This is a genomic window from Microvirga arabica (assembly GCF_016811235.1).
Classification (GTDB): domain Bacteria; phylum Pseudomonadota; class Alphaproteobacteria; order Rhizobiales; family Beijerinckiaceae; genus Microvirga; species Microvirga arabica.
Window position 1 is genome coordinate 19,371 of sequence record NZ_JAFBID010000026.1, and the last position, 13,793, is coordinate 33,163.

General features: G+C 61.9%; 20 protein-coding genes. 15 read left to right on the forward strand and 5 right to left on the reverse strand.

Annotated elements, in window-relative coordinates; genetic code table 11:
* Positions 1 to 123: 123 nt before the first annotated feature.
* The 3 genes from JQC81_RS14765 to JQC81_RS14775 all read left to right on the forward strand — a co-directional run bounded on the left by JQC81_RS14765 (position 124) and on the right by JQC81_RS14775 (position 2,044).
* Positions 124 to 297, forward strand: a complete 174-nt coding sequence (locus JQC81_RS14765) for a hypothetical protein (RefSeq protein ID WP_203272566.1) — start codon at positions 124 to 126, stop codon at positions 295 to 297.
* A gap of 864 nt (positions 298 to 1,161) precedes the next feature.
* Positions 1,162 to 1,512 carry a DNA-binding transcriptional response regulator gene (locus tag JQC81_RS14770; RefSeq protein ID WP_203272567.1) on the forward strand — a complete coding sequence of 117 codons (351 nt, stop codon included), beginning with the start codon at positions 1,162 to 1,164 and terminating at the stop codon, positions 1,510 to 1,512.
* A gap of 115 nt (positions 1,513 to 1,627) precedes the next feature.
* Complete coding sequence (locus JQC81_RS14775) at positions 1,628 to 2,044, forward strand: ASCH domain-containing protein (protein ID WP_203272568.1); 417 nt, start codon at positions 1,628 to 1,630, stop codon at positions 2,042 to 2,044.
* 148 nt (positions 2,045 to 2,192) lie between these two features.
* On the opposite strand, the gene JQC81_RS14780 is transcribed toward JQC81_RS14775, so the two are convergent.
* The gene (locus JQC81_RS14780; RefSeq protein WP_203272569.1) at positions 2,193 to 2,528 is read right to left on the reverse strand and encodes a hypothetical protein; all 336 of its coding nucleotides are present in this window, start codon (positions 2,526 to 2,528) and stop codon (positions 2,193 to 2,195) included.
* A 306-nt stretch (positions 2,529 to 2,834) separates the two neighbouring features.
* Between JQC81_RS14780 and JQC81_RS14785 the strand changes: the two genes are divergently transcribed.
* Together JQC81_RS14785 and JQC81_RS14790 are read left to right on the forward strand one after the other, a co-directional pair.
* Positions 2,835 to 3,203 (forward strand): hypothetical protein, encoded by a 369-nt coding sequence (locus tag JQC81_RS14785; protein WP_203272570.1) that lies wholly within the window; start codon positions 2,835 to 2,837, stop codon positions 3,201 to 3,203.
* Between the two features lie 58 nt (positions 3,204 to 3,261).
* Positions 3,262 to 3,624, forward strand: coding sequence for a DUF1236 domain-containing protein (locus tag JQC81_RS14790; RefSeq protein WP_203272571.1), 363 nt, complete (start codon positions 3,262 to 3,264; stop codon positions 3,622 to 3,624).
* Between the two features lie 66 nt (positions 3,625 to 3,690).
* On the opposite strand, the gene JQC81_RS14795 is transcribed toward JQC81_RS14790, so the two are convergent.
* Entirely contained in the window at positions 3,691 to 4,137 is a 447-nt protein-coding gene (locus JQC81_RS14795; protein WP_203272572.1) for a response regulator, read from the reverse strand.
* Positions 4,138 to 4,338: 201 nt separating this feature from the next.
* Between JQC81_RS14795 and JQC81_RS33135 the strand changes: the two genes are divergently transcribed.
* From JQC81_RS33135 to JQC81_RS14815, 5 genes are all read left to right on the forward strand, one after another.
* Positions 4,339 to 4,485 (forward strand): hypothetical protein, encoded by a 147-nt coding sequence (locus tag JQC81_RS33135; protein ID WP_246520428.1) that lies wholly within the window; start codon positions 4,339 to 4,341, stop codon positions 4,483 to 4,485.
* Positions 4,448 to 4,753 carry a response regulator gene (locus tag JQC81_RS14800; protein WP_246520429.1) on the forward strand — a complete coding sequence of 102 codons (306 nt, stop codon included), beginning with the start codon at positions 4,448 to 4,450 and terminating at the stop codon, positions 4,751 to 4,753. Before JQC81_RS33135 ends, JQC81_RS14800 begins: the two co-directional genes overlap by 38 nt.
* Positions 4,754 to 4,804: 51 nt before the next feature.
* Entirely contained in the window at positions 4,805 to 5,137 is a 333-nt protein-coding gene (locus JQC81_RS14805) for a response regulator (RefSeq protein WP_246520430.1), read from the forward strand.
* Positions 5,138 to 5,319: 182 nt separating this feature from the next.
* The gene (locus JQC81_RS14810; protein ID WP_203272573.1) at positions 5,320 to 5,727 is read left to right on the forward strand and encodes a response regulator; all 408 of its coding nucleotides are present in this window, start codon (positions 5,320 to 5,322) and stop codon (positions 5,725 to 5,727) included.
* A gap of 328 nt (positions 5,728 to 6,055) precedes the next feature.
* On the forward strand, positions 6,056 to 7,156 hold the full coding sequence (locus JQC81_RS14815) for a hypothetical protein (protein WP_203272574.1): 1,101 nt from the start codon (positions 6,056 to 6,058) through the stop codon (positions 7,154 to 7,156).
* Between the two features lie 212 nt (positions 7,157 to 7,368).
* Here JQC81_RS14815 and JQC81_RS14820 read toward each other — a convergent pair whose 3' ends face one another.
* The gene (locus JQC81_RS14820) at positions 7,369 to 7,755 is read right to left on the reverse strand and encodes a response regulator (RefSeq protein ID WP_203272575.1); all 387 of its coding nucleotides are present in this window, start codon (positions 7,753 to 7,755) and stop codon (positions 7,369 to 7,371) included.
* 142 nt (positions 7,756 to 7,897) lie between these two features.
* On the reverse strand, positions 7,898 to 8,743 hold the full coding sequence (locus JQC81_RS14825; RefSeq protein WP_203272576.1) for a hypothetical protein: 846 nt from the start codon (positions 8,741 to 8,743) through the stop codon (positions 7,898 to 7,900).
* A 124-nt stretch (positions 8,744 to 8,867) separates the two neighbouring features.
* Between JQC81_RS14825 and JQC81_RS14830 the strand changes: the two genes are divergently transcribed.
* On the forward strand, positions 8,868 to 9,737 hold the full coding sequence (locus tag JQC81_RS14830) for a DUF6502 family protein (protein WP_203272577.1): 870 nt from the start codon (positions 8,868 to 8,870) through the stop codon (positions 9,735 to 9,737).
* Positions 9,734 to 11,053: a DUF5666 domain-containing protein gene (locus JQC81_RS14835; protein ID WP_312887520.1), complete on the forward strand. Its 1,320-nt coding sequence runs from the start codon at positions 9,734 to 9,736 to the stop codon at positions 11,051 to 11,053. Before JQC81_RS14830 ends, JQC81_RS14835 begins: the two co-directional genes overlap by 4 nt.
* A gap of 764 nt (positions 11,054 to 11,817) precedes the next feature.
* On the opposite strand, the gene JQC81_RS14840 is transcribed toward JQC81_RS14835, so the two are convergent.
* Positions 11,818 to 12,045, reverse strand: a complete 228-nt coding sequence (locus JQC81_RS14840; RefSeq protein ID WP_203272578.1) for a DUF6894 family protein — start codon at positions 12,043 to 12,045, stop codon at positions 11,818 to 11,820.
* Between the two features lie 213 nt (positions 12,046 to 12,258).
* Between JQC81_RS14840 and JQC81_RS14845 the strand changes: the two genes are divergently transcribed.
* The 3 genes from JQC81_RS14845 (at position 12,259) to JQC81_RS34350 (ending at position 13,500) form a co-directional block, all read left to right on the forward strand.
* Positions 12,259 to 12,723: a hypothetical protein gene (locus JQC81_RS14845; RefSeq protein ID WP_203272579.1), complete on the forward strand. Its 465-nt coding sequence runs from the start codon at positions 12,259 to 12,261 to the stop codon at positions 12,721 to 12,723.
* 206 nt (positions 12,724 to 12,929) lie between these two features.
* A complete protein-coding gene (locus tag JQC81_RS33870) occupies positions 12,930 to 13,055 on the forward strand; it encodes a hypothetical protein (protein WP_281400283.1) in 126 nt (41 codons plus the stop codon).
* Between the two features lie 145 nt (positions 13,056 to 13,200).
* Complete coding sequence (locus tag JQC81_RS34350) at positions 13,201 to 13,500, forward strand: helix-turn-helix transcriptional regulator (protein ID WP_203272580.1); 300 nt, start codon at positions 13,201 to 13,203, stop codon at positions 13,498 to 13,500.
* The last annotated feature ends 293 nt before the right edge of the window (positions 13,501 to 13,793 follow it).

Sequence of the window (13,793 nt, forward strand, 5' to 3'; positions counted from 1 at the left end):
ACGAGCAGAGCGAGAGGTAATTGTCGTGGAGTAGAGCATCACTGAAGTGTTCAAGTGCTGGCTCATCGATGCCGTATTCCGGCGCTTTCCTCCTGGCTGATTCTGAAACAGGAGCGTTCACTCATGGATTTCTCAGAAGCATTACGCATGGCCGAACGGACCCTGACCGAAGGCGCGACTCTCGCTGAACTCAGAGAGCTCGCCTGTGATCTTCGGGCTCTCACCCCCGACAGCGCTCTCGCTGACCTTATCGAGATCCGAATCCAGGTCATTGAGGACCGTTGGCAAGTTGATTGAGGCCACAGCAGATCCAGGTCAGACGGCCTTGCTCAGGTGTGAGCGCAGTTCGGGGCCGCTCAGAAAGCATGTATGTTGGGGGGTGTTCCTGCAGAACGCTCATCCAAACAGAGACCCACCCTTTAGTAGCGTCATGACAATGGTACGATGACCGGTCTCAACAGATCCCATGTATGGCTTTTGTGAGTTCGACGTCATGTCTGGCGCGCAGCCCTTGCATGAAGCTCGTCAGCTTGCTCAGACACGGCGAGTCAACGATATCAGCAGCGGCTGATATCAACGCGGCACCGCTTTCTTCCTCCCGGCGCTGCCGCATCGGCCGTTCCCTCTGGAAGGTTTTGACCCAAATGTCGAACCTCAACTTCGCCGGGCCCATGGCCCGGCTTTTTCTTGCCTGTTGCTGAGACGATTGCGACGCGGCCCGATCACAGATTTGCTGCCCCTCACTTCCTTCAACAGGTCCGCGTCATGACGGCGGAGCGCCTATCGCTCCTCTCGTGACGAGGATTGCGCGTGAACGCATAGCCCGGCGTAAACCTGCAATCAGGTCAATCTCACAGTGGCGACTCCACTCCGTCAGAGAACCGCCTCATTCGGCGGCATGTGATGTAAGCCGGTTGCCATTGCACCTATCGCCTTCGTTATGACTCATCTCGGCACAGCCTGATCCCAGTCCCTGTTAACGTCTCGTTAACCCTGTTGTCCGACGATGACCTCAACCGGCCCTGTGGCAGTTTTCTCAGGTGCCTGATTTCCAAACAAGCTTTCCATTTCAGGGTGCGTTTCCACGCGCTCCGTACAAGGTATTCCGTCATGAGCCGACAGCCGCTTGTATTGCTTGTTCCCCCGGATCGTTTGACGGGCATGACGACATCCAGTCATCTCGCCGGCTATGGTCTCGAGATCATCACGGCCAGCAGCGTGGAAGCGGCACGGGATCTGCTGCGCACGAACCGACGCATCAGTGTTTTGGTCATTGATACGGATCTTGGTCAGGCTGATGACGGTTTGTCCCTCGCCAAGAGCGCCCGTGTGTCTGATCCCGATCTCAAGGTGATCTACACGTCACGAATGCCATTCAGGTTGAGGGAGTCCGAGAAAGTCAGCGGGGCTCCCTGCGTGCGCACGCCTTATCGACCGCACCAACTGGTGGGCGTGATCGGTCAACTCGTTCGGCGGCATCCTGCAGAAGAGTTGGAGGCTTACGCGGCCTGAGCATCAATGCAAGGGCGGAGCTGCGGTGCTCTGTCTGGAGCATGACAGGACCGGGAACCGGATAGGCCGTGGGGCGTCAATCCTGGCATACCTTGGACCTGGTGAATGGACCCGCATGACGCTTGCCCTTTCTGTGCGCCAGCCCTTTGCCTGGGCGATCTTTCACGCCGGCATGGAGATCGAGAACCGAGACTGGCCGACCCAGCAGCGCGGGCGCGTTCTGATCCACGCTCCAGCCATCGTGCGGCAGGAGGACTACAGCATCTTTCAGCAGGCGTGTCGGAATCCTGAGCACTGGTTGTGTCAGGCAATCGCCCGCGGTGGTGGCCTGCCACGGAAAGAGGACCTCGCTAGGGGAGGGATCGTGGGCGAAGTCGAGATCGCCGATTGCGTGACCGAGCATCCCTCACCCTGGTTCTCCGGCCCGTATGGCTTCGTGTTGCGGCACGCCCGCGTGCTCCGGTTCAAGCCGCTGCCCGGTGCACTCCGCTTCTTCGATGTTGATGAGTGTTCTCCCGACGAATCCCTGTGATCGGCAGGTCTGGCGCTTCCACGCCATCCTACCGTGTTGGAGCTTTCGAACGGCACCGGTTTGTTTGGCACAGCAGCACGACGCATGGAGCAACCGTCTTCTGCATGCCGGGCTGCGGCGAAGGGCGGGGCGTCAGCGGAACTGGCCTTCACCCATTCGGAAAGCCATAGCTTCTTGGCTCTATCTTTCGCGCCAACGTGTCGAGCCCTTGATGCTTCCAAACCCGACCGGCAATATTCCGCACCAAGCGTGCCGCATCGGCAAGTTCCTGATCGGCGCGGGTTGTGGCGCGGCTCTCGACACTCTCCAGCACCAACATGACCTGGCTGCGGTTCTCAGATGGCAGTGCGATCAGCGTTGCCTCGAGGTCCGAGGGACTGCCAAGCGAGGCGTCCGTCTGCCGCGCCATGGCGTAAAGCCGTTCCAGGATGATGGTGAAGGCTTGTGAAGCCTCTGGCTTCGAGGTCCGGGGGAGTGGTCTCATAGATACCCTTGCAGATTCTTGGCGGATACTCGAACAGCCGCTCTTCATTGTTGATGTCAGCCTGACGGATCAGGTTGAGCCCACATAACGCCAAGCTGCGAGGAAGGTTCCGGATTTGCGGGCGGATCCCGACCACTGTTCTGAAGGCTCCATGAGTGTCAGTGCCTGGCGGCTCAGTGAGAGGTCGGCTGCCGTTTCCGTTCCTGAACGACACCTGAAGGACCCGTTCCGACAGGCGTCACGCCGTTTCCATCATCCTGCGTCCCACAGTCGGCTCGCATGAGGCCTGACCGTCAGGAGGGTTTGATGAAGGCACCAACGGTGATCCTCGCAGGAGTTTTAGCCGGTCTTTGTTTTGGGACGGCGGTCCAGGCGGCCGACTACCGGGACGAGCCTTACGCAGAGGTGGAAACCCACCGCCACAGCCAGATTTTCGAGGTGCCGCAGGAGCGTCCCTTGCCGCCTCGCTTCCATGAGGAGCAGGCGTATCGTGGCGCACGCTATGTTGAGGAGGAGCGGGCCTATGACCGCCCTGTGCCAGGTTGGCGCTCTTGGGGCCATCCGGTCGCGGCTCGTCGGTGGCAGGGCCCGGGCAGCGATTGCCGCGTGATCATCAAACGACGGGAGAACCCATGGGGCGAAATCACCGTACGCCGCATCCGGGTTTGCGACTGATGAGGCCCTGGACCAATGCAGGCGTGCTAAGCTGGCCAGTGGGGTGAGGAGGACGATCATGAGATCGACAGTGTCGCTCGTTGTCGCCGGGGTGGTCGCATTTGGTTCGATTGCTCCGGCCTCGTCCCAGTCGACCCAAGGAACCGCAGTTGAAACCGGCGCACCACGCCTGCTTCCCCCGAACAAGCAGAAGATGATTCAGGAGCAGGTGCGGCGTTCGCCCGACTTGCCGAAAGCAAGTCTGGGTGAGCCGCTCCGTGTTGGGATGACAATCCCGGACGAGGTGGAGGTGATGGGATTGCCGCAGGATGCAGCGACCACCGTCGCGACCGTGACAACGTACAGCTACATCATCGTGGGAGACCAGATTGCCATCGTCGAGCCCGAGACCCGCAAGGTGATCCAGCTCATCAAGCGCTAGCCCCTCTCTTGTGCAGCCCGCTAGTAACCTGGTGCCGGCGTGGGGGCTGAGCCAACCCTTCTCGCATCATATTGCTATGGGAAAGGGCACCACCGTTCCCTCTGCAAAATCTGCCTCAGCCCTGGCGACTCTGGCGGCTTGGGCACGTTCGACGGCCGATTGCACATACGACACCAGGGTGTCGCTGGGACAGGGCTTGGCCAGGAACGCGGCTCCCGGCGGCAGGTCGCCGGCCTGCGGCCATTCTCGTCCCGACGTGATCAGGATTTCGGTGCCGGGCCAGAGCTCGTGAACCTGGCGGGCCAGCGCATAGCCGTTCACCCCCGGTGGCATCTCCACATCCGAGAGCAACACGTCCACCTCAACCCCAGCATTCATGACGGTGAGGGCCTCGTCGGCGCTGGCCGCTTCGATGACACGGAAGTCAGCTTCGATGAGAATGTCAGCCGTCACCAGCCGCACCAGCGGCTCGTCCTCGACCAGCAAGACGACACCTGAAAAGGGATTGGACACAGGACTAACAGATCAAAAATGACAAGGTAGAGCGTGATTGCCGCGCTTTGGTTCCGCCCGCGTGGAAACCTAGGCCCTTCGGACCGAGACGGCAGGGTTCAGGAGTTTCAGTCTCGCAAGGGGCACCACATTACATGCTCGGGTAAGAACTCCCAGGGCTACAGCCCGATACCCGGCCAACCGGTTGCGTAAGGGATCATCATGAATGCTGCATCGGTCACGGCTTTCCCACGCCGGACGCCCCTGACCATTCTGGTCGTCGAAGGCAATGTCCTGACGCGCTCCGCCATCAGCGACGAACTGCGAGCCCATGGGGTTCAAGGTCCTGGAGGCGAGTTCCGCCGATGATGCCCTCACGCTGCTCGACAGCATGCGCATCGACCTCCTGCTCGTCGACATCCACTTGCCGGGGGCGCAAGACGGGCTGGACGTCGCCTGTCACGTACACGCCCGTGGCATGCCCACCCGGATGATCCTCACGTCAGGGGTGTCAGAAGCCTCAGCCATCCCGGACCTGGATGACTTGGGCCTGTTCATCCGCAAACCCTACCTGATCTCGCGCGTGATCAGTCTCGTCAGCCACAGCCTCAGCTGGTCGGACCCATCCACGTTATGATGTCCCATTGTAAGCTTTGGAACAAAGCGCAAGCGTGGCGAGTGGCTCGTCATGTGCCCTGCATCGACCAACCTCACACCTCAATCCGACACTCCTGCGCCAACAATCCTCGTGGTCGAGGACGAGGTTCTGGTCCGCTTGGTGATCGCCGATTACCTGCGCGAGTGCGGCTACAAGGTCTACGAGGCTGTCAATGCGGGCGAAGCTCTCGAAGTGCTTCAATCGTCCAGGGTGCCGATCGACGTCGTGTTCAGCGACGTTCAGATGCCTGGGGAAATCGACGGGTTCGGATTGGCGCGCTGGGTTCGGGCCAACAAGCCCGGCGTTCAGGTCATCCTCACCTCCGGGGTCGAGCGCTCGGGACATTGCGGCAACCCTTTGTGAGGCTGGCCAATTGCTGGAGAAATCTTACCCGCCACACGACGTGGTTGATCGGATCCAGCAGCTCATTGGGAAGGCCAAACGTTCCTGACGAACCCAGCTCACCATAAGCAACGTCCCTGGGCGCACCCAAGCCGATGGGGCACTCACGGAACCGAGTTTCGGCGACAACCGTTGCTGCTCCTATGAAGGTGAAGCCGCGTGCCCCGATCCTTGACCAGCCTGTTGTGCTCCTGGTGGAGGACGAGCCGTTGGTGCGGCTGACTCAGGTGGACATCCTCCGTGAAGCCGGCTTCTGGGTGCTGGAAGCGGAGAATGCGGATGAGGCGTTTGAGACCCTCAGGCGGCGCAAGGACGTTGGCGTCGTCCTCACGGACGTCGACATGCCCGGCTCCCTCGATGGTTTCGAGTTCGCGCGCCTTGTGGCGCAGGGCTGGCCGGAGGTCGGCGTGCTGGTCATCTCGGGCAAAGCTTTCCCGAACCCCGGGGATATGCCGCCATCGGCCGTGTTCATCGCCAAGCCGGTATACCCCGATGCCCTCGTCGAGCACTTGCACGCACTGATGAGCCGCCACAATCCCGCCGAAGGGTGACCCTGGAAGCGAACAGGCCATGATCGAGCGGATCGATCGAGACCGCTCTCCGGGAATGCCCCTGCCCATGACAATCCAATCGCCATCAGGATTGTTGGAAAGTCTCTGGTCAGGCTCGCCCGAACGCATGTCTGCGCCTTGCGATGACCGGCAGGTTCTCAGCCCCTCAAGGCCGATCCGGTGCCGCTCCAAAGGCATCAGCAGGGCACACGAGTGTTCGCCGCCGCCGGGCCTTGAGGAGCTTGGCTCTAGGAACCCTGTCCCGTCATAGGGGTTCTCAAGGGGTCACCAAAGACAATCTAGCCTCCTGATCTCATGGAGAGAAGAAATGCTCAAGAACACCTTGTTAGCATCCGCTACTGCTTTGGCTCTTGGTGCGGTTGGTTTCGCCGGTGAGGCGCAGGCCCAGTTCGGCACGTCAGCCTGTGCCGGTCCGTACGCCACCCCAGCCGAGCGTGCCGCGCTGCCACCCTGTGGCCCAGAAGCCGGGTCGGGCGCTATGATCGAGCGCGAAACGGTCCAGCGTGCCCGCACGGTCTATCGCCCTGAGACTGTCGAGAGCACCCAGACGGTTCTGCGGCCGCAGACCGTCCAGAGGGCTCGCACGGTCCAGGAGCAGGTGAACGTGCCCGTTGCACGTACGGTCGAGCAACCCGTGACCGTGCAGCGTCAGCGCACCGTGATGCAGCCCGAACAGGTGGCCGTGAACCAGACCGTGGTCGAGCGTGAGCAGATCCCGGTCACCCGGACCGTGATGCAACCTGAGCAGGTTACTGTGAGCCGCACCGTTACGGAGCGTCAGCAGGTGCCGGTCTCACGTACTGTTGTCGAGCGCCATCAGGTGCCCGTCTCGCGCACGGTCATGCAGCCTGAACAGGTGGCCGTGAACCGCACGATCACCGAGCGGGTTCCGGTGACGACCACGCAGACCGTGATGCGCCCCCACATCGTCTACCGGCCTGAAACCGTGCAGACGACGCAGATGGTGGAGCGACCCCGCACCATCACCGAAACCCGCACCGTGATGCGGCCTCGCACTGTTACGGAGACCCAGACGGTGGAGCGTCCGCGCACCATCACGGAAACTCAGACGGTGATGCGGCCGCGGCAGGTGACGGAGTACCAGATTGTGGAGCGGCCCCGCACCGTCACGGCGAGGCGGACTGTAATGCGGCCCCGCACGGTGGTCGAGAACGACACCATGATGCAGCGACGCACGATCGTGCAGAACCAGACCGTCACCCGGCCTCGTACAGTCGTGAGCAACGAGACGGTGGTGCGTCCGGAGCAGGTGCGCACCGCTCGCACGGTTCTTCGCCCTGAGACAGAGATCACGACCGGCAGCATTGACCGACGCATTGAGGTCGACGCTGACATCACCACCGGCAGCATCGAGCGCCGCCGCGTGCGCAACGTCAACTTCCAGTAAGCCGACTACTAACGAACGGAACGGGCCGGACTTGTGCCGGTCCGTTCCGGAGGTAAGCGCGAGATCTACTCCCGATTAACTGAACTCGCCCGGCCGAGTAGACTATCGTTAAGGACAAGAAACTTTGCCTTTGACATGCACACGACGGTCCGATCGTGCTTTCACTTTATAGGAAGCATGGTGGCTTAGCTCGAGTTTGGCCACCTCAGAACCTAGCATGCAGCCGTCGTGACAGGCGCTTCAGTAAGTGCTCCTCGCAAGACATCGCTAAAGGTCTGTTGTGAGAACGGCTTCGAAAGCAGGTAGTTGTGTTGGTAACGTTGGGGAAGAACGCTGGAATCGTACCCTGTTGTGAAGATGAATGGGATGCCGCGATGGCGTAGGACATCCGCAATCGGATAGACCGCTAAGCCATCCAGATTGACGTCGAGAACGGCAAGGTCGAACTCAGCCTTGAGCGCCAACATCATGGCCTGCTCGAATTTGGCGGCCGGACCGACGACATGCCCTCCGAGATCGCACACCATGTCCTCAAGCAACATCGACACCATGGTTTCGTCTTCGACGACGAGAACACGGGGTTGCCGCGGATCGTGCATGGGAACCCTCTCAGTGGCTTGGACTTGGCGAATATATCTCTGCATGTGACACCTCATCGAGATGACGCCGTTGCCGGAGCGGATCGATGCACCTGCGCAGGAAGTGTCCTGCCGCCGTTGAGCGGCAGGACGGTCAGCTCGCCTACGGCTGTGCGGCCTGGATCTCGCGGGCCTCGCTGACGATCTGACCGAACACCGCGGATTCCGGATCGATCTCGAGCCCGAGCCTCTCGTTGAGCACCTTGACGGGCTCTTCCGGCACGCCCTGCTTCGACAGTGCAGCCAGCGCCGTGGCGGCCGCGGTGATCTCCGCGTCAGTGATCTCGTCCTCGGTATCCGTGCCGAGCGTCAGCGCCTTCTCGTAAGTTGCGATCAACCCGACCGTCGAGTGCGGTGCGGCATTCCGCCGGGCGGTTGCCGAGGCATTCACCGCGTTCATGCGGCCGAGCTTGGCGGTGTCGAGGCCGATGGTCTTGGCGCTGGAAGCTGCCCTCTTCGCGTCGGAGGAGACTGTCGTGCCGGCGTCCCTGGCATCACGCTTGGCATCGCGGGTGCTGCGCGCCTGCTCGGCCCTGGCCTGCCCCTTTGCGGAGGCATCGCTCGGGCCGGAGCTGCGGCCGCTGCGCTCGCCGCCACGGGAATTCTCGGCTCCACCGCCGCGCGACTCGCCGCCGGATTTTCCTCCGGAGCCGCCGCCATGGCCGCCGGAGTTGCCGCCGCCGTTGCCGCCTCCGCCGCTATTGCCACCGCCGTTGCCGCCACCGCCGCCATTGCCGCCACCGCCGCCGTTCCCTCCGCCGTTGCCGCCTCCATTGCCTCCGCCGTTTCCGCCTCCGTTACCACCGCCATTGCCTCCCCCATCGCCGCCTTTGGCCTGGGCTTGTGATTTGTCGAGCTTGAGCGAAGTCAGGTCGAGAGACAGCGGTTGCAGGCTGACGGCGAGTCCCAGGGCAAGTGCCGAAACAGTCAAAGCAAGACGTCGTGTCATGAGGTTTCCTTTCAAAATGAGTAAGCCTTTGAGCCCCCTTACCCTGAGACGTATGTGAGAAATTTTCCCACGTCAACCTTGATGTGGGATTGCTTCCCACGGCTGATCGGCCTATTTAGACACCATGTCCGGCGATGCTCCCCGCTCCCTCGAACCAGCCAAGCTGCATGCGCCCCTGGCGCGCCTGCTGCGCCCCCTCGTGCGGCTCCTGATCCGGAGCGGGATCACGTTTCCCATGCTGGCGGAGCTGCTGCGAGAGCTTTACGTGAACGTCGCCGAGCATGACTTCGCCCTTCAAGGCAAGGAGCAGACGGACAGCCGCGTCAGCCTCCTGACTGGCATCCACCGCAAGGAAGTCCGCCGGCTGCGAGGCGCCGGCGCCCCGGTCAACACGGTCCCAGCGACCGTCTCGCAGACGAGCCGCATTCTGGCCCGCTGGCTCGCGGACCCGGACTTCACCGGCCCCGACGGACGCCCCCTGCCTCTCCCCCGCACGGCCGAGCCGTCGCACCCCTCCTTCGAGCGCCTCGTCGCCTCGGTCACGCGCGACGTGCGCCCCCGCGCCGTGCTCGACGAGTGGGTCGACCGCAAGCTGGTGGTGCTGGACGACAAGGATCGCGCCGTGCTGGCCGAGGCGGCCTACGTGCCGCGCGGTGGAGATGACCAGCAGCTCTACTATCTGGGGCGCAACCTGCACGACCACATCGCCGCCGCGGTGGCGAACGTGGAAGCTGGGTCACCGCCCTTTCTGGAACGTGCGGTCCACTACGACGGGCTGACCAAGGAACTGGCCGAGCAGTTGCAGCAGCGCTCCCGCGACGTGGCCATGGAGGCTCTCCACACGCTGAACCGTGAAGCCCATGCCGCCAGCGACAAGGCTCCCCCGGGACAGTGGCGGTGGAATTTCGGCGTTTATGTCTATTCCGAAGAGGTCGTGCCGCCATCCGCTGCAGCGACATCCACCGACACCAGAGACAAGGGAGCCAAGCCGTGAAGCATCACGCCGCTTCGCTCGCACGAACCCATGCGCTCTGGCTGGTGGCGCTGGTTCTGCTTGTCGCCTCATTGACCCTTGCATGGGGCCAGAACGGACAGGACCGCGGCATCGGCGGCACCGGGGTCGTGTCCGACGATCCAGACGGTGACCGGGGCATCGGCGGCACGGGCATGATGGGCCGCATCCGCGGGTTCGGCAGCATCATCGTCAACGGCCGGCATGTGAACTACGCACCCGACGTGCCGGTGCGGATCGACGGACAGACCCGCGCGGTTTCCGACCTGAAGATCGGTCAGGTGGTGCGGGTGGTGGCCGAAAACCGCAACGGCGTGCTGGCCACGCGGCAGATCGATGTGACCAGCGAGGTTGTTGGCCCCATCGAGGCGACAGGCAGGAAGACCCTGACGGTGCTCGGTCAGACTGTCGCCACGCAGGCGCTGGGCACCCCAGGCCACTGGCAGCGCGGCGACCGCGTGGCGGTGTTCGGCCTGCGGCGGCCGGATGGCACGATCGTTGCAAGCCTGATCGAGCGGCGGGAGGGCGGATCGGACCGGATTGCCGGCCAGGTGACAAGATCGCGCAATGGCAGCCTCGGGATCGGAACATTGAAGCTCGCCGGGGTGGATCCTGCCCTCGTCGGCAATCGGGTCGTGCTCGAAGGATCCTATGCCAATGGCACGCTCCAGGTGACCGGGACGGCCCGGGAACGGGATCTCCTGGGAGCGAATGTCCGGCGGTTCTCCATCGAGGCCTATGTGGAGCGGACACGGAACGGGTTGCGGCTCGGTTCGGGGCTCGAGGTGACGGGCCGCCCCGCCTCGACCCTGCCGGTCGGGTCCTATGCGCCGGCGGTAGTGACCGTCGTGACCGATCGGAGGGGCCGTCTCGGCATCGAGGGGGTGTCTCTCGAAGGACAACCAACGTCATCGCGCGGATTGAGCCAGGGGGTGGATCGCGAAAACTCGCGCAACACGCCGGCGGATGCACGAGGTCGCGGGCCCGCCCCGCGCGATACGCATCCGGGATCCGGCTCGTCCCGCCGGGATTCTTCGCTGGGAGACGCTCGCGGGCGCGATGGCCACGGCGGGTCATCCGGCAATCGCTCAGGCGACGGCGGCAATAACGGCAATGGCAACGGTGGCGGCAACCAGGGCGGAGGCAGAGGCGGCGATCACGGCGGAGGCGGACCTGGTGGTGGCTCCGGCGGCTCCGGTGCAGGCGGCGGTGGCGGCAATGGCAACGGCGGCGGGAATGGAGGCGACCAGGGCGGGGGCGGCAATGGTGATGGCAACGGAGGCGGAGGCAAACGCTGACAGAATCGGCATGGTCCCGCGTCTTTCCCATTATGTGCCGCACGATGCAACTCGTATCATAAGGATCGGCGACAAGACCGCATTACCTCGTTTTGCACCGGATCGACTCGGCGCAGGGCATTCGGTGCTTCTTTTCCTTGAAGGTCAAACAGGACTTGGATTGGTATTGCGCCATCATGATACAAGATGTGCAGAAGCCGCTAGACCAACGAAGCCAAATCTTGCAACTTTGATATAAAACTTTCAGCCTTAAAGAAAGAATATTGCCAACCCAAGCAGATCTGTATTATTATCTTGCATGACGGTTCTTCGTCATCGTCGCTCCCTTTGGGTTCCTCCGGACCTCACCTCAAGCCGCTTGGAACAGCGGCTTTTTCTTTGCCTCGTGTGACAACCACGGATCGTTTACCTGATTGTGGCAGGATGCTGTCACCGGGCGCGTTGCGTATCAGCCCGACCCAATGCGGAGTCGCCCCTCCGCTCACGCCTTGGCTGGGACCTTCTGGAACCACTCCTGGCCAGGGCGATGCTGTTTCCGGGCTACCTTTCGTTCCAGAGTGTAAGCCATTAGGAACTTTGGCTTATCCGTTTGCTCCGTTGTGGATCAGCCGAACCGGCATACCGTCGATCACGTGGCGTAGTAGTCCCCCGCATAGCCACGGACGCCCTGGCCGGAGATCCCCAAACCTTCCTTCGGCTGGGGCGTGCTTTTGCGCCGGTTGCTCTCGCGCGAAAGCAGCCCGCAATCCTCAACATTGCTGCGGCTAATTCAGTGTCGGCTCCAGGGGAACAGACAATAGAACATAGCCCGCAGGACAGACCACCTCAAGCCGCCAGCCCTGCCAGGACTCGCCAAGCTCCATGACCTCGCCGCGCATGTCTTCAATGGCTTGCCGCGCGAAGAGCTGCATCGTCTCAAGGTCTGAGACCTCGATCCCCGTATCGTCCGGGATGACTTCGTGACTGTTCACCAGATGAAAGTAGCAGCGCATCGGCGACCTCTGGACAGCAACGCAGCACAGGGCTGCTCAAGCCAGACCTTGGCCCGCAAGAGATCACCGGATTGAGGTCCTAGTGCGGCACTCTAGTCTCAAGGCCGAGGTTCGCCAATAAGACAAGTTGGCTATGGATGAGCAGGGAATAAATCCTGAGCACATCCGTTTAGTCCTGATCGGGTTGCTTCTGCCAATCAAGAAACACTGGCTATGATCGTGGTTGCCTACGCAGTTATCAGCCTCATGGCTGCCCTCCTGACAACTGTGGCGGCGGTGTTGCTCACCTCTTTGTCTGCCTTGGAGGTCGTGGGCTGCGCTATTCTGGCTGCCAACGTCGCCCCGCTTGGCCTAGCCGTTCTCATCGCGAGTTCCAGAAGCCTGAATCAGGGCCGTAATCAGGTTCGCTACGGCGCACAAGAACACTGCAGTTGGAGTGCCATGAGAAAGAAGGATTGGTCAAAGAAACGCTGGAGCACCGGTGATGTGGCCTACCTGGGGGCCCTGCTCGGCATGCTCATCGCGGGCGCCCATGTCTTCTGGCATGTTTTTCAAGACAATCTGCCGAGCGAAGATCCGCTGGTTCATATCACGGTTGATCTCATCGCCGGTACCCTGGGTGTTGCAGGTCTGTTTGGCAGTGTCTCCGGCATCCGGAACTGGCTGATGCGGGTGTGAGAAGAAGGTCCGCAGGGCTCCGGCATAACTTCTATCAACAATAGCTCTCGGCTTCTAAAAAGGACAAGCGTTAGGGCACCTCTCACCGGAATTGGTCCTTGAGGCCTGCGAGCTGAGGATATCGTCGCCAGCGGCCGATACCTGCGGGGGCTTCCACCAACAACAAAAGCGCATGGGCAAAAGCGAGCGAGGAGCTTGGCATAGTCATGGTCAAGGCCGCCACTGCGGTGCTGTATGTCCTTCAGTTCTACGAACATGACCTCGCCAGAATGGCGGCGAGAGCCGCATCAGGAACCCTGGCAGGTACGACCGTGCCCTCGTTCGAATGGTGAATTCCGGCAGGATCGACTTTGGTGTCGAGCTTCTCACCATGCGGGGACGCCAGATGTCGTAATCCGGGCGCAATCTCCGGAAAAGCTTCCTGGACTAACTCGGGTCCGCCGGCCATTAGCCGGCTGTGGCGTGCGGATTTTGATGATGCTTACTCATAGGAAGATTTGGCAAGCGATCGATACGGTTGCGGAAAACTGCGACCTGACCGCCTCAGGACTTGCCCGCAAATGTGGTCTGGATCCGACCACGCTCAACGTCTCCAAGCGGATCGGCCCTGACGGACGGGAGCGCTGGCCCTCAACCCAGACCATTGCGAGGCTTCTTGAGGTGGCTGAGATGGATCTCAAGACCTTCGGGGAGCTGGTGGAATCGTTGCCGCATACTCCTAACGTCCGGACGAGGAAGTCACGCCTGAAGGCGGCCCAGGATGCTGCGCAATTGTGACCCTCTCAGCCTTCACCTGCCGTTTTGCCTGACTTTGGCGACAGAACGCCTGTCGAAGAAAGGGCCCGCCGATGGCAAATCGGGGGCCCAGTTGGAAGGTGTAGGTGAACAATCCTTCACCTGACTAACCCTTAAGGGGTAGGCGGGTTCCAGCTTGACCGCCTTTGCGCAGGGGAATGGGCACCTACTCCGTCTGATTAATCCCGAGGGGCACACCCTTTCGGGAACTTCCATGTAGTAGCGTGGTTAATGCGCCGACACGCTCAAGCTTCAGCACCTCCGATCCACAGGGC